This window comes from Mycobacterium sp. (assembly GCF_965277065.1).
Classification (GTDB): domain Bacteria; phylum Actinomycetota; class Actinomycetes; order Mycobacteriales; family Mycobacteriaceae; genus Mycobacterium.
On sequence record NZ_CBDIBT010000006.1, the window covers coordinates 68,525 to 93,690 of the forward strand.

Here is a 25,166-nt window from a genome sequence, read left to right on the forward strand (position 1 = left end):
TGCGCTCTGCCTGCCGGTATCTCAGGCATTCAGTGAACAGTTGTTCCAAATTTGTGATAGGCATGGGTCTGCAATAGGCGGGCGCGGCGCATCACTGTCGATGGGAGCAGAGCGTGACCGAGTACAAGGTCGTCCTGGTTGGTACCGATGGATCGGAAACGTCGCTTCGTGCGGTCGACGAGGCAGCAGCCTTGGCCGCAAAGCATGGCGCGAAATTGATTGTGGCATCGGCATTTCAGGACGCGGGCTCGCAATCGGGTGGTGTCGATCCCGACCAAGCCTCGGGTGAGGGATACCGGACCCAAGGAAATGCACCTGTGTACGCGATGCTGCGTGACGCAAGCGCCAGAGCCAAGGAGGCCGGTGCGCGTGACGTCGAGGAAAAAGCGATCGAAGGCGCCCCGGTGGATGCACTGCTGAAGCTGGCTGACAGCGCCGGTGCTGATCTCATCGTGGTCGGCAGTGTCGGATACAACTCGGTGGTCGGGCGTCTGATCGGGTCGGTTCCACGCGCCATTCGTCACCGCGCAAAGGCGGAAGTGTTGGTCGTCGACACGAAGTAGAGAACTCCACGTGGCGGTCAGCCGTCATCGGAGTTGCCAAACGTTGAACAGATTCCGGCGCAACGCGTCCAAATCGGCCGCTGCGCACAACTATTGATGTCGATCGATGCAGCTGACGAGACTTTCCCGGCGCATCCATCAGCTCGGGATCGCCTGCATCGCGCGAGACAACGGCGTCGATGTGTACGAGGATGACGCCATGCGATTTCTTGTCGTGCTTGCCAGCATGGCCGCCGTGCTGGGGATGGCCGCGCCGGGACAAGCGGATCCGGGCAGTTCGGGAGCCGACGCGAGTTTCTTGGCTGCGCTGACCATGGCCGGTATCACGTTCCAGGACCCGAATGTCGCCGTCGCGGTCGCCAAAAAGGCATGCGCACTGATGGACCAGGGCAACCCGCAAGCCGGCGTCATCAAGGGCGTGTCGGCGAGCAATCCCGGATTCAACCCCGACGGCGCCGCGCAGTTCACCATGATCGCGGCGAGCGCGTACTGCCCCCAGCACATGGGCCAACCGATCGCGCGGACCCCGGCACCGCAGCAGCAGTCGCCAACTGTCGACTTTCCGGTCATCACCCCAGGAGTCGGGTAGCGGTAGCCGGCAGTCAGTGACTTACTCATACGGCGGAAGCTCGCCCTGATGGCGTGGGCAGTACACGGTCACTGATGCGGTGAGGAATCTGATCACGGTTCTCCTCACGCGGTCGGCCAGCAGGTGTAAGCGCGGATTTTCCGCATACCCACGGTCCATCTCCTCGTTTACCAGGGCGTCCATCGGGGTGCCGCGATTGAGTTCGTCACAAACATGGTGGGCTCGGAGGATGACACCTGGCACCTCACCGTCGCCGGTGGGCGGAATCTGTTCTTGTGCGAGCAGCGCCAAAAACTGATCCTGCTGCTGGCTTGGGTCCGCGCTGGCCGGGACCGTGCACACGATTGCGGCTGTCAGCACTACCGAGGCGCCAAAAAGAGCGGGGGCAAGGTTCGCGCTGCCGGTACGCACGGCAGTCACCAGGCCACGATGTCTGAGGCGCCGTCAACCGATTCGTAGTTCATGGCGATCAATCCTTCTGTGTGAACCTGCGACCGAATCCGGCCACGCCGCCGACCGACATCATCACATGGCGTCGGTCGTCGGCGAGCGCCATGAGCGGATGTGCCGCGGCCGGATAATCCGCGGCAGCGGCCACCGACTCGGCGCAGCTCGCCCAGTTCGTCCATGTTGTTGCTGCCAAAACGGGAGAAACGCATTCGGTAAAGTAACGCGAATGGCGCTGATTACACCGCAGCGAAGTGGGGCGCAGGCCGGTGTGGCACTCGCAGCCGTCCTGATCCTTGGTGGGGGGTGTTCCGCAGGGAGCCGGAAGGCCATGCCGAAGGTGCCAGAGATAGATCGCAACGCCGCAAGGGCCTCCCCTGTTACCTACACCGTGGAACCTTTCGACTTCGACGGCGACGCCGGGATGTCGATGTCCGTTACCCAAAAGCAGCTCGGCGGCACCCTGTGCCCGTGTGTCAAGGTGCCGTACCCGGCCGACGGCCTGCACAACGAAGCAGGATCAGTAGCAATAGCCAACGCGCCGTTACACGCTGGGGACACAGTGCTCGGGTTCAGCCTCGGATCGCAGGTGATCTCGCTCTACCTCGCTCAACACATACCCCCACCCGGAGTCCGATTTGTGTTGCTAGGCGACACATTCGCGCGGAACGACGAGCTAGTTGCCGCCCACCGCGGGATCCCAGCCGACATCGCCAACCCGGTGAATTTGGTCGTCCGCGAATACGACGGGTGGAGCGATAAACCGACCAGAAAGACCTCCGCCAACTACGAACTCGCGATGCACAACGCGGAAATGGGCGCAGCCACCATTCACGATTACATCGATGCCCGCATCGACGATCCGGCCAATCTGGTGACCACTCGAGGCAACATCACGGCATCGCTGATTCCAACCCAACACCTGCCTATCAATAGCCCCGGGCGATTATTCGGTGCCGGCGCCATGGCCGATCAGCTTGATGCACAACAGCGTCCGCTCATCGACGCCGCATACGACCGACCGGCGCCAACACCCGAACAGTTGGCCGCATCGACCGGCGAACAAGTCCGGAAACGCTAGCGGACTCCCGCCTCGGGGCCAACAGACCTTGCTTCTCCGATAGGGTCATGTCTGGTGTTGGCTTTGCACAGCCAACAAACGTGATTCGGTGCAGTCAACGTGGCTTCAAGTCACGATATTTCGGGCGCAACGCGCTGGCAGGATTCGAATCTGCGCCAGTAGCATGGGAGTTGAGTCATGCAATGCGGTCTATGGCGTTCAGTTGCGTTGCGAGGTGTTCGCGAGCGATTTCGGCGTCGTAATGGGCCTGCATGTTGATCCAGAACATGTCACCTAGTCCGAAGGCACGCGAGAGTCGCAATGCGGTGTCGGCGCTGATGCGTCGCTTGCCGTGAACGATTTCGTTGATACGCCGCGCTGGGACATCAATCGCCTTCGCGATCCGGTACTGCGAGATACCCATCGGCTCAAGGAACTCCGCGAGAAGGATCTCGCCGGGGTGGGTGGGTGCGAAGTCTGCCATCGGTTTCTCCGTTCTAGTGGTAGTCAACGAGTTCTACGTTTCCGGCGCCAGCTGTGCTCCAGGTGAAGCAGATGCGCCACTGGTCGTTGACGCGGACGCTGTACTGGCCGGCGCGACCGCCGCTCAACTTCTCCAGGCGGTTGCCTGGTGGCACGCGCAGGTCGTTAATGCTCTCGGCGGCGTTGATGAGAACAAGTTTGTTGTACGTGAGCTTGCTGAGCTCCGGGCTCAGCTTCTTGACGTAACGGCGGCGCAAGACTGCCTCTGTGTCCTTGTCCCGGAACGAGCGGATCACTCACTGATAGTAACGTGATCCGTTATTAACGCCAAGCGTTACTAGCAAGCGTATGCCAAAAGTGTGCACAAAGTGCTAGCTTTGCTCCGCCGCGGTCACGCGCCAACGAGTGATCAACTCGCATACGCGTGCGGTGTCACCGACATTCTCCTGTGACGATCTGTGACAATTTTAGATCTGTAGAACATCCGTGCTACGCAGCGAGTTAAGAAATTCCAGCTCAGAATACCTTTTCTTGGTCGGGCTGACAGGATTTGAACCTGCGACCACTTGACCCCCAGTCAAGTGCGCTACCAAACTGCGCCACAGCCCGGTGCCGGTGGCGTCACCGGCAGCAGGGACAGAGCCTACCGTAGACGGCAGGGCCCGCCCCAACCCAAGCCGTCAGAGCGCCGTCGGCTCGCTCAATTTGACCAGCATCTTGCCGATGTTTGCACCGGTGAACAGTCCGTTCAGCGCGTCGACGCAAGACTCGATGCCCTCAAAGATGGTCTGGCGGGCGTTGATTCGGCCCTCGTGCCCCCACTCACGAAGCGCCGCCGAGGCCTCGTCGAACCGGCCCCACTGATCGAGCGCGTTGAACCCCTGCATGGTCGCGGTCTTGGACAGCAGATTCACGTAATTGCCCGGTCCGGGATGATCGCCGCTGAGGTAGCTGGAGATGATCCCGCACAGCACCACCCGGGCGTTCATGGCCAACCGGCCGAGCACCGCGTCGAGGATGGGCCCACCAACATTGTCGAAGAAGACGTTCACCCGATCCGGGCAGTGCTGTTTGAGCGCAGTCGAGAGGTCGTCGTTCTTGTAGTCGATGCAGGCGTCGAAGCCGAAGTCCTCGACCACCGCCCGGCATTTCTCCGGGCCGCCGGCGATGCCTACCACGCGCGCGCCGGCGATCTTCGCGATCTGCCCCGCGATCGATCCGGTGGCGCCTGCGGCGGCGGACACGACAACGGTGTCGCCGGCTTTCGGCTTGCCGACGTCGGTCATCCCGATGTAGGCCGTCGCGCCGGTTGGGCCATAGACCGACATGATCGCGAGCTGATCGCTTTCCCCCGGGATCGGTGTGCTGAATACGTCGTCGCGGATGAGCACGTACTCCTGAAATCCGGTCAGCGTAGTGATCACGTCACCGACCGCATACGCGTCACACCGTGACGACACCACCTCGCCGATGCCGGCCGCTCGGATCACCTCACCCAACTGCACCGGCGGAAGGTAGCCCTGCTGGTCGTTGAGCCAGGTCCGCACCGCGGCGTCGAGGCCGACGTAGGTGGTGCGGACCAACGCCTCACCCTCGGCCGGCTCAGGCGCCGGCGTGGTCACCAGTTCGGTGTCCCCGGGCTGGACCAACCCATGAGGACGGCGGCGCAGCAGGATCTGGCGGTTCGCTAAGTCGGGCACGATCCAGAAACTACCGAATGCGAATGGCCTGGTAGCCGTGTTCTCGGTATGCGAGCATCGGTAGATGAAATCCGAGGATGATCCGGAAGCTCGTATCCGGGAACTGGAGCAGCCACTCGCCGACGCGGCGCGCGCTTCCGAAGGCGGAACGAATTCGCCACCGGGTAAATGGGCGCCGCCATCCAGTCCTCCCGCGCCGCCGATGTCCGATGCCCCTGTGCCGCCGCCAATGTCCAGTCCCCCGTTTTCGCCACTGCCGCCGCTGCCCTACAACGACTCCTTCTCGAGCCCGCCCAAGCGCTCCCAGGTTCGAATTCTCTGGATCGCCATCGCGGTCTTCGTCTTCGGCATGATCGCCCTGCCGATAGGCATCTTTGCCTTTGGCGCACATCAGGTTTCGCGCAGCGGCCTGCCCTCCATGTTCCCCATTCCGAGTTTCCCCTCGGTCAACCCCGCCCCGTCCGGGACGATGCCCCAGACGCCCGGGGCCGCGCCAACGACTTCGTCCGTGGCGTCGGGTGACAACGTCACCGTCTCCGGCATCAGCGAAGTCCGGACGATCGCCTGCAATGGGGGCAGCGTCAGCGTCAGCGGAATCACCAACAACGTCGTGATCACCGGCCATTGCGCGCGCGTGACTGCGTCCGGTATCCAAAACCAGATCACCGTTGATTCAGCCGATACAATCCAAGCCTCAGGCTCCGGTAACCAGGTCACCTACCACACCGGATCTCCGACGGTCGGAAATTCTGGGCTGGGCAACGTCGTCCACAAAGGCTGAGCCGCTACGCCGCCAGTAGCCGGTAGAGGCCTATCAGGCCGACCACGACGATCGTGGCGCGCAACGCAGTCGGTGATAGGCGGCGGCCGTAGTGTGCACCCAGCCAGCCGCCGATCAGGGAGCCGCCCGCGATGAGGCCGGCCACCGGCCAACTGACCCGGTCGAACGCCACCAATGTATAGGCCAGTGCCGCAACGATATTGACGAGTAACGCCAGTAAGTTCTTGGCGGCGTTGGTGCGCTGCACCGATTCGGGCAGCAGCGCGCCCATCGCGCCGACGAGCATGATTCCCTGCGCCGCAGTGAAGTAGCCGCCGTAGACACCGATCGCGAAGGTGCTCGCCACCAACGCGGCCATCCGGCGCGGTGACACCTCGTCGGCAGATCGTCCAGAGTCCTCGGCCCGGCGCCGCGCCCAGGTCTGAATCCGCGGGCCGACCACCACCAACGCCAAGGCCGCAATCAGCAGCACCGGAACTACTCGAGCGAAGACCTTGTCGGGCAGATGCAGCAGCAGCCAGGCGCCCGCAGCGGCGCCCAAAATCGATGCGGGAATCTGCCAGCGCAACCGGTCCCACTGACCGCGCAGTTCTCGGCGGTAACCCCAGGTGCCCGACACGCTGCCCGCCACCAGGCCCACCGCATTCGACATCGTCGCGGTCACCGGTGGATAGCCCATCGCGACCAGGGTCGGGAAGGTGATCAGCGTCCCGGAGCCGACGACGGCGTTGATAGCGCCCGCGCCCAAACCGGCGAAGACGATCAGGATCGCGTGAGACGAGGACACCGAAAAGACCCTAGCCGCTGTGGTTTCGGCACCGGATTCGCCGTCAGTGGGACCGGGGTTTCCGCTTTTCGCGCACTCGCACATTGATGCGGATCGGGCTGCCTTGGAAGCCGAACGTCTCGCGCAGCCGTCGCTCCAGGAATCGGCGATAGCCAGCCTCCAGGAAGCCGCTGGTGAACAGCACGAAGGTCGGCGGTCGCGCGGCGGCCTGCGTGGCGAACAGGATCCGCGGCTGTTTGCCGCCTCGAACGGGCGGCGGAGTCGCGGCGACAACCTCTTTGATCCAGGTGTTCAACCGGCCGGTTCCGATGCGGGCATCCCACGACGCCAGCGCGTTCTCCAGCGCCGGTACCAACTTCTGCACCGCCCGGCCGGTCTTGGCGGAGATGTTGACCCGCTCCGCCCACCGCAGTTGTACGAGCTCGCGGTCGATCTCGTTGTCCAACTGATAGCGACGTTCCTCGTCGACCAGGTCCCATTTGTTGTACGCCAGAACCAGCGCTCGCCCGGACTCGACGACCATGGACAGCACCCGCTGGTCCTGCTCGGTCAACGGCACCGAACCGTCGATCAACACAATGACCACCTCGGCGGCGTCGATCGCGCCGTGCGTGCGGACCGAGGCGTAGAACTCGTGGCCACTGGCCTGGCCGACCTTGCGGCGCAGACCCGCAGTGTCGATGAAACGCCAGATCTTGCCGTCCAATTCGATCAGCGAGTCCACCGGATCCACGGTTGTCCCGGCGACGTCGTGCACCACCGAACGCTCATCGCCGGCCAGCCGGTTCAGCAGCGAGCTCTTGCCGACGTTGGGCTTGCCGACGAGCGCCACCCGCCGCGGACCGCCGTGGCTGGAGGCCAATTCCGCGACCTCGGGCAGCACGCTGACGAGTGCGTCCAGCAGATCGGCCACCCCGCGGCCGTGTATCGCGCTGACCGGATAGGGCTCCCCGACACCGAGTGACCACAATGCGGTCGCGTCGGATTCGCCCTTTTCGCTGTCGACTTTGTTGGCGGCCAGGAACACTGGCTTGCCCGAGCGACGCAAGATGCGCGCGGCGGCCTCGTCACCCGCCGTCGCGCCGACGACGGCATCCACCACCAAGATGATCGCATCGGCGGTGCGCATGGCCACTGCGGCCTGCTCGGCCACCAGTCGCTGCAAGCCCTTGGCGTCGGGCTCCCACCCCCCGGTGTCCTGCACCACGAAGCGGCGGCCGGTCCACAACGCGTCGTAGGAGACGCGGTCACGGGTCACCCCGGGCACATCCTGGACCACGGCTTCGCGCCGGCCCAGTATTCGGTTGACCAACGTCGACTTTCCGACGTTAGGCCGGCCGACTATCGCCACCACAGGTGGCGGACCGCTGGCCTCGTCGTCAAGTGATTCGATGAACTCGGTTGACTCCCAATCACTTTCGTCGGCCCAGGTGCCGTCGTGAGTTATTGATGCCGCTCCGAGTCGGGCGCCGCCGGCAACATCGTTGCCGTCGTCGCTCACCGGGTTGCCCCGCTTGTATGCGTGACCAAACCGAAGAGGTGGTCGATCACTTCGGACTCGGTCATCTCGCTGGTATCGACGACCACCGCGTCCGCGGCAGCACGCAGCGGCGATACCGCGCGGGTCGAGTCCAGGTGATCGCGGCGACGCACATCGGCGAGCACGCTGTCGTAGCGGTCGGGCAGGCCGGCGGCGACGTTCTGGTCGTTGCGACGACGGGCGCGCGTTTCGGCCGACGCGGTCAGAAAGACTTTGACGTCGGCTTCCGGCAGGACCACGGTGCCGATGTCACGGCCTTCGACCACGACGCTGCCCGGCCCGGCGGCCAGTCTGCGCTGCAGGTCGACCAGCCGGGAGCGGACCGTGGCAACCGACGACACGGCCGAGACGGCCTTCGTGACTTCGTCCCCGCGGATCTCCGACGAAACATCTTCGCCGTCAAGCAAACTGCGGTCCGCGTCGGGGTCATGGCCCACCGTGAGGTTCGCGACCGCCGCGGCCGCCTGCACGGCGGCCTGATCGCTCAGGTCGACTCCGGCGCGCAGCACGGCCAGGGTGGCGATGCGGTACATCGCGCCGGTGTCGAGGTAGCGGGCATGCAGTGAGCGCGCCAATCCTCGTGATACCGAGGACTTTCCGGTGCCGGCCGGACCGTCGACGGCGACAACAACACTCAGTACCGAATAGTCCGCGTCACTCCCGTCGCTCACTGCGTTCGTTCCGCTCGTTCCACTCACAGCCCCACCGCTTTGTACAGTTCGCCGATCTCACTGCGGCGCAACGCCCGAATGCTGCCCGGGCGCTGCTCCCCTAGCGTCACCGCGCCGAGGTCGGTGCGGACCAGGGTCTGCACCGGGAAGCCGACGGCGGCCAACATCCGGCGCACGATCCGTTTACGCCCCTCGTGAAGCGTGACCCGGATCAGCGATTTACCAGGGATGGCATCGACCACCGCGAAATCGTCGACAGCGATCGGCCCGTCGTCCAATTCGATTCCGGCGCGCAACTTCTTGCCGAGCCCGCGAGGTACCGCCCCGTTCACGGTGGCCAGATAGGTCTTGGGTATTTCGTAGGACGGGTGCATCAGGCGGTGCGCCAATTCGCCGTCGTTGGTCAGCAGGATCAGGCCTTCGGTTTCGGCGTCGAGGCGCCCGACGTGGAACAGCTTCTTATTGCCCCGCACCCGATGCTCGACCAGGTCGCCGATGCACGGTCGGCCGCGATCGTCCGACATCGTCGAATGCATGCCGAGCGGCTTGTTCAGCGCCAGGTAGACCAGCGACTCGTCCAGGATCACCCGCGCACCGTCAACGCGGATCTCGGACGCATCGGTGTCGACCCGGGTGCCTAGCTCGGTCACAACCTGGCCGTCGATTTGCACGCGGCCATCGATGATCATCCGCTCAGCAACCCGCCGGGACGCAATTCCGGCCTGCGACAACACTTTCTGCAGGCGAACACCATCGGGCTCATTGGCGGCGGCCATCAGTCGTGATCCACGTCGAACGACAACGGCGGGTCGTTGGCGACCGAGCCACCGGAGAGCTTCATGAAACGTGGCTCCACGTCCAGGGATTCGCTGAGGTCGTCGATGGTGTCGACATCGGGGAGCAGCGGCGCGATATCCGGCAGATCCGTCAGCGACGTCAGCCCGAGGCGTTCCAGGAAAAGCTCCGTGGTGGCGAACGTCACCGCGCCGGTGTCGCTGTCGGTGCCGGCCTCGGTGATCAGCCCACGCGCCAGCAGGGTGCGCATCACTGCGTCGACGTTGACACCACGGACCGCGCTCACCCGCGCTCGCGTCACCGGCTGCCGGTAAGCCACCACCGCCAACGTCTCCAAGGCGGCCCGGGTGAGCTTCGAGCGGGACCCGTCCAGCAGCAGTCGCTCCACATAGGGCGCGAATCGGGCCCGGGTGTAGAGCCGCCACCCCCCGCCGGCCTCACGCAGGTCGATCCCGCTGTCCTGGGCGGTGAGCTCGTCGGCCATCACGCCCAACTTGGCGGCCACCCGATAGGCCGGCTGTTCGGTGGCAGCGGCGAGCGCCTCCACGGTGACCGGGGTGTCGACCACGAACAGCAGGGCCTCCAACGCAGACCCCAGCTCGCCGTCCTCGAGCTCAGGTGCCGTCGCGACGTCGATGCCCAGATTGACATCGGAGTCGAGCTCGGATGCGTCGACGGGCAGGTCGGTTTCCGACACGTCGATGCTCACATCGGCATCGAACGGTTGGCTCATGAGTACTCGTCCCGCAATTCTGCACTGGGTGGCCGTTCTCCGGTCCACGAAACCTGGAGCACACCAAGCGGTTCTGACTGGTCAAATGCTACCGCCCGGGAGCGATACAGCTCGAGCAGCGCCAGGAAGCGGCCGACGATCTCGATGGGCTCGCATTCGGCGACGAGGTCGGAAAACGATGCCCACTGCCCCATCCCACGCTGCTCCAGGAACCACAGCAGCCGCTTGGCTTGCTCTGGAACCGACACATACACCTGGTGCAGATGTTCGGTGTCGACCGTCGGCACCGGCCGTGGGGTGAAGGCGGTCGCGGCAATCTCCGCGAAGGCGTGTGCGTCCACTCCCAGCATCACTTCGGGCAGCAGCTGGGCGAACTGGTCTTCCAGGGCCACCGCGCGTGGATAGCTCCGCAGCGCGGCGGCTTCCAGCTCGGCGAACATCAGAGCGACGTGCTTGAACGCCCGGTACTGGAGCAACCGGGCGAACAGCAGGTCGCGGACCTCCAGCAGCGCAAGATCCTCCTCGTCGGCGACCCGTCCGGACGGGAGCAACCGGGCGGCTTTGAGGTCGAGCAGAGTCGCGGCGACGACGAGGAATGCGGTGGTCTCCTCGAGTCCCAGCTCGGACCCGATAGCGCGGGTGTAGGCGATGAAATCATCGGTGACCTGGTGCAGCGCCACCTCGGTCACATCAAGGCGGTGGGCGAAGATCAGCTGCAGCAGTAAGTCGAACGGCCCCTCGAAATTGGTCAGCCTGACCTGGAAGCCTTTCTGGGGTGGTTCTTCGCAGGTCGTGCGAGCGTTCACGCGCCGAACCGGTCGATCACCTCGCGGGCCAGCGCGCGGTAGGCGGTCGCGCCGCCCGATCTCGGGGCCCAGGAGGTGATCGGTTCGCCGGCGACGCTGGTCTCCGGAAAGCGAACAGTGCGGGTGATGACGGTGTCGAACACCAGATCGCCGAACCGCTCCACGACGCGAGCCATCACCTCCCGCGAGTTCACCGTTCGCGTGTCGTAACGCGTGATCAGGATGCCGCTGATGTCCAGTTTCGGGTTGAGTCGGTCGCGTACCTTCTCGACGGTGTCGGTCAGCAACGCCAGCCCGCGCAGCGAGAAGAACTCGCATTCGGTCGGGATGATGACGCCGTCGGAGCAGGCCAGCCCGTTGACGGTGAGCAGACCCAGCGACGGCTGACAGTCGATCAGGACATAGTCGTAGCGGTCCAGCACCGGGTGTAGCGCGCGAGCCAACGTCTGCTCGCGGCCCACCTCGTTGACCAGTTGGATCTCCGCCGCGGACAGGTCGATGTTGCTGGGCACCAGGTCCAGATTTTTGACCCGGGTGTGCATCAATACGTGGTCCAAGGACACCCGCGGCTCGACCAACAAGTTGTGGATGGTGTGTTCCAGCTCGTAGTGCGGCACACCCAGGCCCGCGGACAATGCGCCCTGGGGGTCGAGGTCCACCAACAACACCCGGCGGCCGCATTCGGCGAGCGCGGCACCCAGGTTGATCGTCGACGTGGTCTTTCCGACGCCGCCCTTCTGGTTGCACATCGCCACGACCTTGGCCGGCCCGTGCGAGGTGCGCGGCTTGGGTTCGGGGATCGCCCGCGAAGGGCGCCCGGTCAGGCCGACTTCGAGGCCGCTGTCGGCGTCGTCTCTCATACCCGGCTGCAGTTCGGCAGCACGGGTCGCCACAGCGTGCGCGACAGTCGGGAAATGGCGGACATCGCAGCAGAGTCTAACGGGTATACGCGCACGTGCCGGGAGACCCGCAAACAACGTCACCAGCGAATTTGGTGGCGCCCAATGCGATCGCCCGGGAGTTAGGGTGGCGATCATGAGCCTCAGGCAGCGCATCCCCACGGCCGAGCGTCGACTTGTCGTGAATTTCGGCGCCGATAGGCCCAACAAATCGACGTTCGGCCGGCAAGAGCGCGAACGCTAGCGCGCCCGCGGGTGCGCTTCGGCCCAGACTTCGCGCAGCGCGTGCACGGTGACCATCGTGTAGATCTGCGTGGTGGTCACTGATGCATGGCCCAGAAGCTCCTGCACGACGCGGACGTCGGCCCCGCCTTCGAGAAGATGGGTCGCAAACGAGTGCCTCAAGGTGTGGGGGGAGACGCCGGAGGTGATGCCGGCCCGTTCTGCGGAGTCTTGCAGCACTTGCCACGCACTCTGACGCGACAGCCGTCCGCCGCGGGCATTGAGAAAGATCGCCGGGGTGCCTCGCCCGCGCCGCGCCAAATCCGAACGCCCGCGGACCAAGTAGGCCTCCAACGCCTGGACCGCGGGCCGTCCGATCGGAACCAGCCGCTGCTTGCCGCCCTTGCCGCGCAGCAGTACCGACCGGGCGTGGGTGTCGATGTCGTCGACGTCGAGTCCGACCGCTTCGGAGATGCGCGCTCCGGTGGAATACAGCAACTCGAGCAACGCGCGATTGCGCAGGGTCAGGGGGCCGTCGGAAGGACTATCGCCGCCCGCGCCGGCCAGCAGGGCGAGCACCTGATCCAGGCTGAGGCTCTTGGGTAGTCGACGCCCCGGCGTCGGCGGCTTGACGGCCTGCGCGACGTCGATTTCGGCCATTCCCTCCGCCGCGGCGAACCGGTGGAATCCTCGCACCGCGATCAGCGTCCGTGCCGCCGACACCGCCGACAGCGGTACGGCACCGGAGTCCGGGTCTCCGCGGCGCAGTGCCATCAGGAATTCGCTGACGTCGTCCTCGGTGACTTTGGCCAAGTCGTCGACGCCGCGGGTCATCAGATGCTCGAAGTAGCGACGCAGGTCGCGGCGGTAGGAGCTCAACGTGTTGGCCGCGACGCCGCGCTCGATCGTCAGGTGATCGAGGTATCCCTGCAGCTGGCCCTCCAGCGGCGACGCCAGCGTCGTCATCCGGCTGATTTCCGCGCGCTGAACGCCGTCGGTCGGTCGATCCACGGCGCGTCCACAACCCGCGGCTCGGCGATACCCTCGCTGACCGCGTAGGCCGCTAAAATCCCGCCCACCGCAAGGGAATTGACGATCTCACCGCTGAAGATCCGCTGTACCGCTTCCGCGATCGGGTACCACTGCACGGTCATGTCGGCTTCTTCGTCGCGCGCCTCGGGCCGCTCGATCTCGGTCAGCCCGGTGGCAAGGAACACCCGCACCGACTCGTCGCTGAACCCGGGCGCGGAATCCAGGTCGGCCAGCACCTGCCAGGTGTCCGCTGACAGGCCGGCTTCCTCGTGGAGTTCACGGGCCGCGGCCAGATGCGGCGCCTCGTCGTCGACGTCAAGCAGCCCGGCCGGCAACTCCCACAGGCGTCGGGCAAACGGGTGGCGGTACTGGTAGACCAGCGGGATCCGGCCGTCGTGATCCATCGCCACGATCGCCACCGCGCCGAAGTGCTCGACGACCTCGCGGATCACGACGTTGCCGCCGGGCATCCGCACATGGTCGATCCGCAACGCGAAAATCTTTCCAGTGTGCAGGATTTCGGACGAGGTCGTCTCGAAGACGTGCTCACCCACGGGTGACGGGTTCAGGCTCGGGCACCGACGACTCTGCCCCGTCGTGTTGCTCGCTGCCGTTGGCCCGCCGTTCCGGGATCTCCAGCGACAACCGCTCGCCTGCCTTGTACTCGATCGCGGCGCCGATGAAGCCGGTGAAAAGCGGATGCGGCCGGGTCGGCCGGCTCTTGAGCTCCGGGTGCGCCTGCGTGCCGACGACGAATGAGTGCATCTCCGGCGGATACTCGACGAACTCGACCAGATGCCCGTCCGGAGAGGTGCCGGAGAATTTCAGGCCGCTCTCGGCGATGCGATCCCGGTAGGAGTTGTTGACTTCATAGCGATGCCGATGCCGCTCGGACACCTCGGTCGACTGGTATGCCTGGGCGACAATGGAACCCGCTGCCAGCACCGCCGGATAGGCGCCCAGTCGCATCGTCCCACCGAAATCGGCCTCGCCGGCGACGATCTCCTCCTGGTCGGCCATCGTGGAGATGACCGGGTCCGGGGTATTCGGATCGAACTCCGCTGAGTTGGCTCCGGCCAGGCCGACCGAGCGGGCGGCTTCGATCACGATGCACTGCATGCCGAGGCAGAGTCCCAGGACAGGCAACCCGCGTGCCCGGGCATGGGAGATGGCGCCGATCTTGCCCTCGATGCCCCGGATACCGAAGCCGCCGGGGATCAACACACCGTGGACATCCTCGAGCACCGCGGCCGCCCCGCTTGCGGTTTCGCAGTCGTCGGAGCCCACCCAACGGATCTCGACCTTCGCGCGGTGCTTGAAGCCGGCCGCCCGTAACGCCTCGCTCACCGAGAGATAGGCATCGGAGAGGTCGATGTACTTGCCCACCAACGCAATTCGCACAGTCTCTTGCGGATCGTGCACCCGGCGCAGCAGGTCGTCCCATTCGGTCCAGTCGACGTCGCGGAACGGCAGGTTGAGCCGGCGTACGACGTAGGCGTCCAGCTCCTCGCGGTGCAGAACCTTCGGAATGTCATAGATCGACGGCGCATCGGGGGTGGAGATGATGCCGTCGATGTCGACGTCGCACATCAGCGCGATCTTGTTTTTCAGCGGTTCGGGCACGTCGCGGTCGCAGCGCAGAATCAGTGCGTCCGGGGTGATACCGATGCTGCGCAGCGCGTTCACCGAGTGCTGGGTGGGTTTGGTCTTCAGCTCGCCCGACGGCGCGAGGTACGGGATCAGCGACACGTGCAGGAAGAAGACATTCTCCCGGCCGATGTCGTGGCGCACCTGCCTCGCGGCCTCGAGGAACGGCTGCGACTCGATATCGCCGACAGTTCCGCCGATCTCGGTGATGACCACGTCGGGCCGCCTGCCTTCGGCGTCCGGCTTGGCCATCGCCAGGATGCGCCGCTTGATCTCGTCGGTGATGTGCGGGATGACCTGAACGGTGTCCCCGAGGTACTCACCGCGGCGCTCCTTGGCGATGACCGTCGAATACACTTGTCCAGTAGTGACATTCGCCGATCCGGACAGATCGCGGTCGAGGAAGCGCTCGTAATGGCCTACGTCGAGGTCGGTTTCGGCGCCGTCCTCGGTGACGAACACCTCGCCGTGCTGAAACGGGTTCATGGTGCCCGGATCGACGTTGAGGTAAGGGTCGAGCTTCTGCATCGTCACTTGCAGCCCGCGGGCGGTCAGCAACTGTCCGAGGCTGCTCGCGGTCAATCCCTTGCCGAGCGACGAGACGACCCCGCCGCTGACGAAGAGATGCTTAGTGGCGGTCTGCGGATGCTTTCGCAATGTGGCGACCTCCGTGAAGACGGCGCAGGGCTAGCCTCTGATGAGGGCTGTTTTCCAGCTTGGGCCTGCCGACCCACGGAAACTAACCCTAACAAACACTGCACCGCCGCGTCGCTGACACGCCCGGCGGCGCGGATACCCCGGCTACATCGACCGGCCGCCTCCTCCGCATCGCGCTACCCCTACTGCATCGTCGGCCGGCTAGGACGCGACGGTGAGGCCGGTGTTGCGGTGGCCGGTGCCGTACTGCCCGGTGTGTCCGCCGTTGATCAGATCGGCCACACCGAGGACCGCGGTGACTCGGCCGGATTCGGCGTCCACGTCATCGACAGTGCTGATCACCGGCGTGACCGCGGCGTCGGCGCGGGCTATTCCCACCGCGGCGGGCCCGTCCGACGAGCCATCCCGTCCGGCCAGCATCACGCCCGAACCGTGGGGGGCGAGTGCCGCGGCGAAGCGCGCCACGCTGACGCCCTGATTGCCGGCGTCGTTGCCCAGTGAGCCGCCGCTGATCACCACGGCGGCGTTCGAGGCGCCGATGTGCTGGTTTCCGTAGGCGATGAAGCCGGTGTCGCGCAACGCCGCGAGCACGGTGTCGCGTTGCGGGTCGTCGACCGGAGGGACGGCAGGATCGCGGTTGATCAAAAGGGCGATGCCCAGCAGGTCGCCGGCTTGGGATCCCTGGTCGACCAGTTGGGTGCTGAGCTGGGCACCCGCGGGCAGAACCGACGAGTTGACCACCGAGTGCAGCTTCTCCGCCGAGTTGGCGTCGACGAACTCCTGCGTCAGCGTCACCGTCCCGGTGACCGCTCCCCCCGCCTGTCCGACGATCTTGGACACCGCGTCGATGTCCTCGTCCTTGGCGTCAGGAGCGCGGAAGATGACCAGCGATTTGCCGTTCAATGTCTCATGCACCATCCGGCCGGCCATTTGTGCGTCGAAAGCATTGGCGGAACCGAGTTTTGCGTTCAGGACATTTTTCTCACCGTTGAGTGAGTCGACTTGGCTGTGCAAAGTGCGGGTCTCGTCGCGCAACCCGGCGACCATCACATTGGACAGAAGTCCGGACCCGAGAACAACTCCCACCGCCAGTGCCAGAAAAACAGCCGCCAGTGAAATCGCATGTTGGCGTAGAGATATCACGTCGCCACCGTCCTAGTGGATCAAGTGCTGAAACCAGAGCGAGAAGTGACTCCAGTACGTGGCGGCCCAGTGCAGTACCACCGTGTCGGTACGCGACACCCACAGCGCGGCGATGATTGAGATCAGCATGGTCAAGATCAGCAAGGCGATCGCACCGCCGGAAATTCGGTTGTGGTAGAGCGTGGCAACGGCTTTGGCGTCGACAACTTTCTCGCCAACGCGCAGCCGCGTGAGGAAGGTCGACGGGTTGCTCTGCTGACGGGTGCGGTCGAAGAACGTCTCGATGTTGGCCCGATGGCCTACGGTCACCAACAATGCGGCGCCGTGGTGGTCGGCCAACAGCAAGGCCAAGTCGGCCGGCGAGCCCGCGGCCGGGAACGTCATCGCCCCGACGCCGAGATCCTGGATCCGTTCCAGGCCGGGCGCGTGGCCGTCGGCGTCGGCCGGAAGCACCACCTGCGCTCCACACTTGAGGACCTCGGTGCTCAGATTGCTGGGGTCGCCGACGATGAGCTGCGGGCGATACCCGGCGTTGCGCAACACATCTGCGCCCGTGCCGACACCGATCAGGACCGGCTGGTATTCCTTGATGAACGGCTTGAGCCGCTTGAGGTCCTCGGCGGCGTCTTCTTCCTCGGCGACCACGACGACGTGACGGCGGCGTAGCTCGACGTCGACATCGGGAATGCCGATGCCGTCGATCAGCAGCGGGCTTTCGCTCCGGATGAACTCAATCGTGTTGCCTGCGAACGCTTCCAGATGGGATACCAGCCCGCTCTTGGCTTCCTGCATCAGGTCGGCGATCTCTTCGTCGGTGCGCTCGGTGCCGCGAATGAGCCGGCGGTCCCCGATGTAGACGCCGCCGTTGTAAAGGCGGACTTTCGAGCCGTCTTTGATTTTCTTGAAGACGTCGGTTCCGGTCTCGTCGATGAGCGTGACCCCGTTGGCCAACAGCACCTCGGGCCCCAGGTTGGGATAGCGGCCCGACACCGACGGGGATGCGTTGACCACGGCGGCGATCTCGGCGTCGACGAGTGCGTCGGCGGTGATCCGGTCCAGGTCCAGCACATCGAGGACCACGATGTCGCCGGGGCACACCCGGCGAAGCAGTCGGTCGATGTCGCGGTCAACCCGGGCGGTTCCGATGACACCCGGCCGCGAGGTATTGCGGGACAACAGTGAGGACAAGGTGGTGGTCACGCTCATGGAGGCGATTCTGTCGGTGAACCCCAGAATCCCGGCGGAGGCGCGCCGTAACAAGGGCCTCAGAAGTTATATCGTGTCACACCTGTCACATGCGGCGGTGCGCTTTTCAGGTCGCAATACGGTCACAGTCTGCGGCCTCCAGTAGCTCGCGGGCATGGGCACGCGCGGTGTCCGAATCCCCCAGTCCGGCCAGCATTCTGGCCAACTCGGCAACTCGATCGTCGCGGTCGAGACGTTGCACTCCGCTGGCGCCGTTCTTGCCGTTCGTGTCGACCATGAGGTGGATATCGGCGTAGGCCGCGACCTGCGGCAGATGTGTCACCACGATGACTTGCCGGTTGCGGGCCAACCGCGACAGGCGCCGACCGATCTGCACCGCGGCGCGTCCGCCGACACCGGCGTCGACCTCGTCGAACACCATCGTGGTGCCCGTCGTCCGTGAAGGAGAAGTCGCCAGTACGACTTCCAGCGCCAGCATCACCCGAGACAACTCACCGCCCGATGCGCTTTTGGCCAACGGCAACACGGTCATACCTCGATGCGCCGCGAAGCCGAACTCGACCAGGTCGACGCCATCGCCGCCGGCGTGGGCTTGCGTGCCGGAGGCAAGGCTCAGCGCCGCCGGGTCGGCGGCAGTGGCCGGCATCGTCGACACCGTGATGGTGAACTCCGCGTCCGCCATCGCCAATCCGGACAGCTCGCCGGTGACTTCCTTAGCCAGCCGTTTGGCGGCCTGGGTCCGGGTTTTGCTGAGTTCGGCAGCCGCACTTGCTAATTCGACCGCCAGTTCATTGACGCGTCGTTGCAGGCCGGCCAACGCCTCCTCGGAGACGTCGAGTTGGGCCAGTCGGTCTCGTGCTTCCCTGGCCCACAGCAGCACCCCGTCGATGTCGGCGGCGTACTTGCGGGTCAGCGTGCGCAGCTCCGCCTGCCGGGCCAGCTTGCCGTCCAATGTGCTGGCGTCCGAGGGCAATTCGCTGAGGTAGCCGCCGAGCTCACGGGCGGCATCGTCGACCACCGAGACCGCTTCCTCGAGTTGGGCGGCCAGTGCCCGCAGCGTCGAGTCATCGGTCGACTCCAGCGCCGTCTTGGCCCGCGCCAGATTGTCGGCCGCCGACACCGACTGCGCCGCCGGATCGGCGCTGGCCTCATCCCCTGCGCCCGCCAACGCGATGCGCGCCACGGAGGCGGCCTCACGCAGCGCATCCAACTCCGAGAGCCGACGGATATCGCCGACGAGCGCGTCGTCCTCGCCGGGTGCGGGATCGACGGAGTCGATCTCGTTCAGCGCGAACTTCAGCCGATCGGCCTCCTGCGCCAGTTCGCGCGCCCGGTTGCTGCGGTCGACGTAGTCGCGCCGCGCAGACTGCCAGGCATCGCGTAGTTTGCGGTACTTCTCCAGGCGGGCCTCGACGCCGGCGAACCGGTCGAGCGCTCCGCGCTGCTCGTCGGGCCGCATCAGGCGCAATTGGTCGTTCTGTCCATGCAGGGTCAGCAGTTCGGTGGTGAAGCCACTCAGCGATTTGGCCGGCACGCTTCTCCCACCGAGATAAGCCCGCGAAGGGCCTTCCCGGCTGACCGACCGCAACGCGATGATGCTGCCATCCTCGTCACGTTCGGCTCCGGAGCCGTCGAGCAATTCGTCGAGGAGCGCGACCGCCTTGTCGTCGAGATCGGCGGTGGTGAACCGCCCCTCGACAACCGCGCGCTCGGCACCGGAGCGCACCCGGTTGGCGTCGGCGCGGGCCCCGCCGAGCAGGTGCAGGCCGGTTACCACCATCGTCTTACCGGTGCCGGTTTCGCCGGTCAAAACCGTTAAGCCACTGTCGAATTCGGCTGTCGCCACGCTGATCGCACCCAGCGACTCGATCCGAATCTCGGAAAGCACCGTTACCGTCCGCGCCAGCCGGTGACCGGAAGCCGGAACTTGCGCACCAGACGATCGGTGAACGGCGCGCTGTCCAGCCGTGCCCACTTCACAGATACGTCGCAGCGCTGTACCTCCAACCGGGCGCCGGCGGGCACCCGCATCTCACGGCGACCATCGCAGAACACCAGCGCGTCATGCCCGTCGGCCTCGATCTCGATGGCGATGCGAGCGTCGGGGCTGGTCACCATCGGCCGGGCAAACAACGCGTGCGCATTGCTCGGCACGACCAACAACGCCTCCAGGTCGGGCCACAGAATGGGGCCGCCGGCCGAGAATGCGTAAGCCGTGGACCCAGTGGGCGTCGACACCAGAACGCCGTCGCACCCGAATGTCGACACCGGCCGGCCGTCGACCTCGAGGACAACGCCGAGCACCCCGAGCCGCGGGCCCTTTTCCAGGCTTGCTTCGTTGAGCGCCCACCCGCGCGCAGTGACCTCGCCCTTGACCCGCACCGTGACGTCCAGCGTCAGACGCTCTTCGAGGCGATAGCTGCGCGCGACCACATGCTCGAGCACGCTGTCGATGGCCTCGGTTTCGGCTTCGGCGAGAAAGCCGATCCGGCCCAGGTTGATGCCCAGCACCGGCACGTTGGCGTTGCGGGCAAGCTCAGCGGCCCGCAGGAACGTGCCGTCGCCGCCCAGCCCGATGACCAGTTCACAGCCCTGGGCCGCGTCGGGCTCGGCGTCGACGAGCTCGATGTCCACGCCCAAGGCGCGCACGTCGTCCGGCCCCAGCGGAACCGGCCCGCGGTCGACGGCCTCGGCCGAAAGTATGCGAAGACGAATATTGTTGTCGCTCAGCACTTTTTCGATCCGACGGGCGGTCTCGGTCGCTTCCTCGCGCCCGGTGTGGACGACCAGCAGGACCGTGCGCTCACTAGTCATTGCGGACCTGCCTCAATCGCCTCTCGGACCGCAGATTCCAGTTCATCAGCAGACAAACCCCGATCGGTTTCGGCACGTAACCACAGAAAGTATTCAACGTTGCCCGATGGACCTGGCAGCGGGCTGGGGGTCACGCCGACGGCGTGCCATCCCAGCTCGTCGGCGCGACGCGCGACGTTGAGGACAGCGCTTGCCCGCAGCTCGAGACTGTGGACGACCCCGCCGGCCCCCACCTGCCCTCTGCCCACCTCGAACTGCGGCTTCACCATAGGAACGATATCCGCGGCGGGCGAGGCGCATCCAGTCAGCGCAGGTAACACAGTGGTCAGCGAGATGAAGGACAAATCGGCGACGATCGTCTCGACCTTGCCGTCGATTGCCGCTGGCGTGAGTTCTCGCACGTTGGTCCGTTCGAGAACCACCACCCGCTCGTCCGACCGCAGCGACCACGCCAGCTGGCCGTAGCCGACGTCGACGGCGACCACTTCCCGGGCGCCGCGGTCGAGCAGGACGTCGGTGAATCCGCCCGTCGAGGCTCCCGCGTCCAGACAGCGTCGACCCTGCACGTCGATGCCGAAGGCGTCGAGCGCACCGATGAGCTTGTGTGCACCCCGGGACACCCAGCCGCGTTCGATGTCGCCGGCGACCTTCAGTGCCGCCGTGACTGCAACGGCTGTGCCCGGCTTGACGGCGGGCATCCCGTCGATGCTGACTTTGCCCGCGCCGATCAGCTCCGCGGCTTGCTGTCGCGATCGGGCCAGACCGCGCCGGACCAGCTCGGCATCAACACGGGTACGCCGCGGCACAGTGGCCTCAGGCCTTCTCCGCCGACTCCAGCGCCTGCACCAGCATGTCGTGCGCCTCGGAAAGCTGGCGTGCGAGCTCCTCGAGATCGGCCTCGGAGGGCATCTTGTCGGGGTTGGCAGGATCCGGTAGCTCGGCGAGGATGGCGTCGATCCGTGCGCGAATCTCATCAGGGTCGGTACTCATCGCTTTACCACGCTATCGGATTTGGGCCAGAGACCACCGTTGCAGGGCGTCGCGCGCGGTATCGTCGCCGGCCTCGATGGAAACCGTCTGGCCGTCGGGGTCGCGTGACCAGACCGCATGAGCGACGGCGCGAACAATCGAGAGTCCGTCGCCCTCGTCGTCCGCGGCGGTGCTGACCGTGATCGCGTGGTCCGCGGTGTCGACCTGCCAGGCCGACTGCGGGCCCACCGCAAGCTCCTTTGCGTGCTGGTGCAGCGAACGAAGGTCCTCACCGATGAATGTCGCGCGCTGCTCGGGTACGGCATAGACAGCGTCTCGTGCGGAGTTGACCCCGGTGAGCACCATCAGGCTGGGCAGCCCGGCGGCGGTGGCGCCGGCGATGTCGGTGTTGAGCCGGTCACCGACGACCAGCGGTGTGCGAAACTCGCCGCGTCCCAACGCATCTAGCAACAGTGTCGGCGCCGGCTTGCCCGCGACCTGAGGCTCGGCATCGGTCGCTGCTTTCAGCGCGGCCACCATCGAGCCGTTGCCGGGCAGGAGGCCGCGTTCGGTCGGCAGCGTCGCGTCGACGTTGGCGGCGACCCACAAACCCCCGGCCCGGATCGCCAGCGCCGCCTCGGCAAGGATCGCCCATCCGGTGTCCGGCGAGTGACCTTGCACGACGGCGTCCGGCTTGTCGTCGTACAGCCGGACCGGCTCGAGGCCGACGGCGGCGACTTCGGCGGCCAGTGACTCCGTGCCGACGACCAGCACCCGGGCGCCCGGTTTCAGGTGATCGGCCAACACGTGAGCCGCGCTTTGCGCGCTCGTGACGACGTCGTCGGCGGTCGCTTGCAGGCCGAGGTCAGTCAGGTGCTGGGCGACTTCCTCGGCACTGCGCGACGCATTGTTGGTGACGAATAGCGTTCGACCCGAGGCCTTTTCCAGCGAGTCAGCAGCGCCCTCGGTCAGTTCATGACCCCGGAACACCGTCCCGTCCAAGTCGAGGAGCAGGCAATCATGTTCCTGGGCAAGCGTTCCCACCTCAGCCGAGCTCACTCACTCGATCCTCGGCATCGGTGGCGCCTTCGACGTCAGCTTCGGCCGCGTGCAGGAACCACTCCACCGCCTCCGCGCCGCGGTCGAGTGCCAGCAGGGTTTCGGCGTAGGCGTAGAACAACCGGGCCGCGATCGTGCCGACCCGCGTCGGGTCCAATTGCGGGGTGGACAGAACGGTCAGCGCCTGTTCGAGCTGTCCGAGGTCGGCGCGGGCGCCGGCGGTGACGATCCGCATCTCGTCGGCCTCATCGCCGACCAGCTTGGCCGCCTCGGCCCCGCGGGCCAGTTCCAGTGCGCGTTCGGGCCGACCCAGGCCGCGTTCGCAGTCGGCGATCAGCGGAAGCAGCGGTGACTTGCTGCCCATCCGTCGCGCCGCCCGCAGCTCGGCGATGGCCTGCGCCCAGTCGCCACACTGGTACGCCGCGATTCCCACGGCTTCCCGCACCGCGGCGATGCGGCCGGAACGCAGTCGCGCGGCGCGGGCATGGCTGAGCGCGGCCTCGGGGTCTTCGTCCAGCAACTCCCCAGCGGCGACCAGGTGGCGCGCCACCGCATCGGCGTTGGCCTTATCGAGGGTGCTGAGCTCGCGGCGAACGTCGGGTGCTAGCTGCTTTGCTTCGATCTTGGGCGGGATCGGCGGCCCGTTGCGATCATCCGCGGCGGCGCCGTGCTGGGGTTGAGATCTTCGAGCGCGGTTGGGACCCGAAGTGGAGGCCTGGTCGCGTGGCGGTCGCTTCGGTTGCCGTGCCCCCTCGCCGTACGTGTCGTCGACCACTCGTACCCTTCGCTTCGAAATACGTCAGTACCTGCCGACATAGGATACGGCTCACGTGCGCTCGTCCCTACTACAGTGGGCGGTCCCCGAGAACTGATCCAAAGCTGTGAGAGTCGTTGGACTGGTGCGTTTCACAGACTATCGGACCGGCAGGGTGATGGTTGCGGGCGCCACAAGCGCAATGACGTGACCCAGCGCGCGGGCAAATCGGAACGCCCGTGCAACCCGACTTGGCTCAAATACTGCGTACGTCAGAAGGATCTGGATGAGGGCGTGGGCACGATCTGGTAGCGGCGGGTGTCGCGATCGAATAGCGTTATGGCCCAGCGCTTTTGAGCTTAGGTAGAGTGCCGGTGGTGACCGGCCGCCGCCGGTCGACCTAGTTGTTCTGTGGTGGTGGTTGGGGTTGGAAGGGGTCGTACCACCACCAGTGGGCGCGCTCCCCGGTGGGTCCCGGGCAGGGTGGGACCGCGGGCGGGGGACGGCTGGGCGGGCGTGCCAGCGATCCCGTGCTCAGTTCTCGGCCGGCGCTGTCGGTGACGACGAGATTCTCGGCGGGTCCGGTGATGGTGATGGCGCCGCGGTGGTGCAGCCGGTGGTGATACGGACACACCAACACCAGGTTGGACAATTCGGTCCGGCCACCGTCTTGCCAGTGCCGGATGTGGTGTGCGTGCAAACCGCGGGTGGCGCCACAGCCAGGAACCACGCAGCTGCGGTGGCGGTGCTCAAGGGCGCGGCGAAGCCGCCGGCTGATCACCCGGCTCGCTCGGCCGGCCCCGATGACCTGGCCGTGACGTTCGAACCACACCTCACAGGCGGCGTCACAGCCCAGGTAGCGGCGTTGGGCGTCGGTGAGCAGCGGGCCCAGATGCAGCGCGGCGGCGTTGTCCTTGACATCGACGTGCATCACCACCGTGGTGTGCTGCCCGTGGGGGCGCCGGGTCGCCTCGGCGTCCCAGCCCGCCTCGATCAGGCGCATGAACGCCTCGACGGTGCTCGGCACCGGGGGTGTCTGCTCTGATCCGCGCTCGCCGGTGCCGCGGTCCTGGGTCCACTCGGCGAACAGCGCGTCACGGTGCGACGCCAGTGCCGCCTCGAAGGTCGCCGCGTCCAGGTGAGCCAGGGTGATCCGCCAGCTGGTGGTGTGCTCGCCAGAGGTCGTGGTGATCGCGGGCTGCGGCTGGGGCCGCGGATCGGGTTCGGGTCGCGGCTCCAGCTTGACCGCGGTGCGCAGCTGGCTCACCGTCGCGCAGGCCGCCAGCTGCGCATAATGCTCATCAGACCCCTCACCCGCCCGCCCCGCGATGACCCCGACCTGATCCAGCGACAACCGGCCCTCCCGCATCCCGGCCGTGCAGCGGGGAAACTCCGGCAGCCGGCGCGCCACGGTGGCGATCGTGTGAGCGTTTCCCGAGGAGCAGCCCAGCTTCCAGGCCACCAACGCCGCCACCGACCGCGCACCCGTAGCCCCGCAGAGCCCGTCACGATCCAGCTCGGCGACGATCTCCACGATCCGCCCGTCAATTGCGTTGCGCTGACCCGCCAACTCCGCCAACTCCTCGAACAACACCTCCACACGCTCAGCAGGGCTCACCACTACCAGAGGAGACGCGGTCAACGACATAACGAAATCATCCCAGCCAGGTCCGACACGTTTCGGCGGCCGATCCACGCCCAGATGCTGCCATCTCTCAGCGGCACAGCCTCATTGGCTGCCACACGCGTCTCACGAGGCCTTTGCGGGCGAATCGGAACGCCCGTGCAATGCGGCAGTGCCGCAACGAA

General features: G+C 65.9%; 27 protein-coding genes and 1 tRNA gene. 4 read left to right on the forward strand and 24 right to left on the reverse strand.

Annotated elements, in window-relative coordinates; all coding sequences use genetic code 11:
- The first annotated feature begins 113 nt into the window (after positions 1 to 113).
- Both ACQY5A_RS00880 and ACQY5A_RS00885 read left to right on the forward strand, forming a co-directional pair.
- Complete coding sequence (locus tag ACQY5A_RS00880; RefSeq protein WP_428338476.1) at positions 114 to 563, forward strand: universal stress protein; 450 nt, start codon at positions 114 to 116, stop codon at positions 561 to 563.
- Positions 564 to 669: 106 nt separating this feature from the next.
- The gene (locus tag ACQY5A_RS00885; protein WP_428338477.1) at positions 670 to 1,152 is read left to right on the forward strand and encodes a DUF732 domain-containing protein; all 483 of its coding nucleotides are present in this window, start codon (positions 670 to 672) and stop codon (positions 1,150 to 1,152) included.
- A 21-nt stretch (positions 1,153 to 1,173) separates the two neighbouring features.
- On the opposite strand, the gene ACQY5A_RS00890 is transcribed toward ACQY5A_RS00885, so the two are convergent.
- On the reverse strand, positions 1,174 to 1,572 hold the full coding sequence (locus tag ACQY5A_RS00890; protein ID WP_428338478.1) for a DUF732 domain-containing protein: 399 nt from the start codon (positions 1,570 to 1,572) through the stop codon (positions 1,174 to 1,176).
- A gap of 358 nt (positions 1,573 to 1,930) precedes the next feature.
- Between ACQY5A_RS00890 and ACQY5A_RS00895 the strand changes: the two genes are divergently transcribed.
- Positions 1,931 to 2,680, forward strand: coding sequence for a PE-PPE domain-containing protein (locus tag ACQY5A_RS00895; protein ID WP_428338479.1), 750 nt, complete (start codon positions 1,931 to 1,933; stop codon positions 2,678 to 2,680).
- 175 nt (positions 2,681 to 2,855) lie between these two features.
- On the opposite strand, the gene ACQY5A_RS00900 is transcribed toward ACQY5A_RS00895, so the two are convergent.
- From ACQY5A_RS00900 to ACQY5A_RS00915, 4 genes are all read right to left on the reverse strand, one after another.
- Positions 2,856 to 3,143: a HigA family addiction module antitoxin gene (locus ACQY5A_RS00900; RefSeq protein ID WP_428338481.1), complete on the reverse strand. Its 288-nt coding sequence runs from the start codon at positions 3,141 to 3,143 to the stop codon at positions 2,856 to 2,858.
- A 13-nt stretch (positions 3,144 to 3,156) separates the two neighbouring features.
- On the reverse strand, positions 3,157 to 3,438 hold the full coding sequence (locus tag ACQY5A_RS00905; protein ID WP_428338482.1) for a type II toxin-antitoxin system RelE/ParE family toxin: 282 nt from the start codon (positions 3,436 to 3,438) through the stop codon (positions 3,157 to 3,159).
- Between the two features lie 236 nt (positions 3,439 to 3,674).
- A tRNA-Pro gene (locus ACQY5A_RS00910) sits at positions 3,675 to 3,751 on the reverse strand.
- A 71-nt stretch (positions 3,752 to 3,822) separates the two neighbouring features.
- On the reverse strand, positions 3,823 to 4,842 hold the full coding sequence (locus ACQY5A_RS00915; protein ID WP_428338483.1) for an NADP-dependent oxidoreductase: 1,020 nt from the start codon (positions 4,840 to 4,842) through the stop codon (positions 3,823 to 3,825).
- 64 nt (positions 4,843 to 4,906) lie between these two features.
- On the opposite strand from ACQY5A_RS00915, the gene ACQY5A_RS00920 reads away from it, so the two are divergent.
- Positions 4,907 to 5,623 (forward strand): DUF3060 domain-containing protein, encoded by a 717-nt coding sequence (locus ACQY5A_RS00920; RefSeq protein WP_428338484.1) that lies wholly within the window; start codon positions 4,907 to 4,909, stop codon positions 5,621 to 5,623.
- Between the two features lie 4 nt (positions 5,624 to 5,627).
- Here the strand turns inward: ACQY5A_RS00920 and ACQY5A_RS00925 are convergent, their stop codons facing one another.
- The 19 genes from ACQY5A_RS00925 to ACQY5A_RS01015 form a co-directional block, all read right to left on the reverse strand.
- The gene (locus tag ACQY5A_RS00925) at positions 5,628 to 6,410 is read right to left on the reverse strand and encodes a sulfite exporter TauE/SafE family protein (RefSeq protein WP_428338485.1); all 783 of its coding nucleotides are present in this window, start codon (positions 6,408 to 6,410) and stop codon (positions 5,628 to 5,630) included.
- A gap of 43 nt (positions 6,411 to 6,453) precedes the next feature.
- Positions 6,454 to 7,857 carry a ribosome biogenesis GTPase Der gene (der, locus tag ACQY5A_RS00930; protein WP_428338511.1) on the reverse strand — a complete coding sequence of 468 codons (1,404 nt, stop codon included), beginning with the start codon at positions 7,855 to 7,857 and terminating at the stop codon, positions 6,454 to 6,456.
- Between the two features lie 50 nt (positions 7,858 to 7,907).
- A complete protein-coding gene (gene cmk, locus ACQY5A_RS00935) occupies positions 7,908 to 8,621 on the reverse strand; it encodes a (d)CMP kinase (protein WP_428338486.1) in 714 nt (237 codons plus the stop codon).
- Positions 8,622 to 8,644: 23 nt separating this feature from the next.
- Positions 8,645 to 9,397 carry a pseudouridine synthase gene (locus ACQY5A_RS00940; RefSeq protein ID WP_428338488.1) on the reverse strand — a complete coding sequence of 251 codons (753 nt, stop codon included), beginning with the start codon at positions 9,395 to 9,397 and terminating at the stop codon, positions 8,645 to 8,647.
- On the reverse strand, positions 9,397 to 10,149 hold the full coding sequence (gene scpB / locus ACQY5A_RS00945; RefSeq protein ID WP_428338489.1) for an SMC-Scp complex subunit ScpB: 753 nt from the start codon (positions 10,147 to 10,149) through the stop codon (positions 9,397 to 9,399). The genes ACQY5A_RS00940 and scpB overlap by 1 nt, the downstream gene beginning before the upstream one ends.
- Positions 10,146 to 10,955: a segregation/condensation protein A gene (locus tag ACQY5A_RS00950; protein WP_428338490.1), complete on the reverse strand. Its 810-nt coding sequence runs from the start codon at positions 10,953 to 10,955 to the stop codon at positions 10,146 to 10,148. The genes scpB and ACQY5A_RS00950 overlap by 4 nt, the downstream gene beginning before the upstream one ends.
- Entirely contained in the window at positions 10,952 to 11,815 is an 864-nt protein-coding gene (locus ACQY5A_RS00955; RefSeq protein ID WP_428338491.1) for a ParA family protein, read from the reverse strand. Before ACQY5A_RS00955 ends, ACQY5A_RS00950 begins: the two co-directional genes overlap by 4 nt.
- A 279-nt stretch (positions 11,816 to 12,094) precedes the next feature.
- The gene (gene xerD / locus ACQY5A_RS00960) at positions 12,095 to 13,042 is read right to left on the reverse strand and encodes a site-specific tyrosine recombinase XerD (RefSeq protein ID WP_428338512.1); all 948 of its coding nucleotides are present in this window, start codon (positions 13,040 to 13,042) and stop codon (positions 12,095 to 12,097) included.
- The gene (locus ACQY5A_RS00965; RefSeq protein ID WP_428338492.1) at positions 13,039 to 13,662 is read right to left on the reverse strand and encodes an NUDIX domain-containing protein; all 624 of its coding nucleotides are present in this window, start codon (positions 13,660 to 13,662) and stop codon (positions 13,039 to 13,041) included. The genes xerD and ACQY5A_RS00965 overlap by 4 nt, the downstream gene beginning before the upstream one ends.
- Complete coding sequence (locus tag ACQY5A_RS00970) at positions 13,655 to 15,412, reverse strand: CTP synthase (RefSeq protein WP_428338493.1); 1,758 nt, start codon at positions 15,410 to 15,412, stop codon at positions 13,655 to 13,657. Before ACQY5A_RS00970 ends, ACQY5A_RS00965 begins: the two co-directional genes overlap by 8 nt.
- A gap of 201 nt (positions 15,413 to 15,613) precedes the next feature.
- Positions 15,614 to 16,555 carry a copper transporter gene (locus ACQY5A_RS00975; protein ID WP_428338494.1) on the reverse strand — a complete coding sequence of 314 codons (942 nt, stop codon included), beginning with the start codon at positions 16,553 to 16,555 and terminating at the stop codon, positions 15,614 to 15,616.
- A gap of 12 nt (positions 16,556 to 16,567) precedes the next feature.
- Positions 16,568 to 17,761: a putative cytokinetic ring protein SteA gene (gene steA, locus ACQY5A_RS00980; RefSeq protein ID WP_428338495.1), complete on the reverse strand. Its 1,194-nt coding sequence runs from the start codon at positions 17,759 to 17,761 to the stop codon at positions 16,568 to 16,570.
- 106 nt (positions 17,762 to 17,867) lie between these two features.
- Positions 17,868 to 19,649, reverse strand: a complete 1,782-nt coding sequence (recN, locus tag ACQY5A_RS00985; RefSeq protein ID WP_428338496.1) for a DNA repair protein RecN — start codon at positions 19,647 to 19,649, stop codon at positions 17,868 to 17,870.
- Positions 19,650 to 19,651: 2 nt separating this feature from the next.
- Positions 19,652 to 20,575 carry an NAD kinase gene (locus ACQY5A_RS00990; RefSeq protein WP_428338497.1) on the reverse strand — a complete coding sequence of 308 codons (924 nt, stop codon included), beginning with the start codon at positions 20,573 to 20,575 and terminating at the stop codon, positions 19,652 to 19,654.
- The gene (locus tag ACQY5A_RS00995) at positions 20,572 to 21,381 is read right to left on the reverse strand and encodes a TlyA family RNA methyltransferase (RefSeq protein WP_428338498.1); all 810 of its coding nucleotides are present in this window, start codon (positions 21,379 to 21,381) and stop codon (positions 20,572 to 20,574) included. Before ACQY5A_RS00995 ends, ACQY5A_RS00990 begins: the two co-directional genes overlap by 4 nt.
- Before the next feature lie 7 nt (positions 21,382 to 21,388).
- Positions 21,389 to 21,565: a hypothetical protein gene (locus ACQY5A_RS01000; protein ID WP_428338499.1), complete on the reverse strand. Its 177-nt coding sequence runs from the start codon at positions 21,563 to 21,565 to the stop codon at positions 21,389 to 21,391.
- 12 nt (positions 21,566 to 21,577) lie between these two features.
- Positions 21,578 to 22,588 (reverse strand): HAD-IIA family hydrolase, encoded by a 1,011-nt coding sequence (locus tag ACQY5A_RS01005; protein ID WP_428338513.1) that lies wholly within the window; start codon positions 22,586 to 22,588, stop codon positions 21,578 to 21,580.
- A 1-nt stretch (position 22,589) separates the two neighbouring features.
- Positions 22,590 to 23,378: a tetratricopeptide repeat protein gene (locus ACQY5A_RS01010; protein ID WP_428338500.1), complete on the reverse strand. Its 789-nt coding sequence runs from the start codon at positions 23,376 to 23,378 to the stop codon at positions 22,590 to 22,592.
- A 379-nt stretch (positions 23,379 to 23,757) separates the two neighbouring features.
- Entirely contained in the window at positions 23,758 to 25,005 is a 1,248-nt protein-coding gene (locus ACQY5A_RS01015; protein ID WP_428338501.1) for an HNH endonuclease signature motif containing protein, read from the reverse strand.
- Between the last annotated feature and the right edge of the window lie 161 nt (positions 25,006 to 25,166).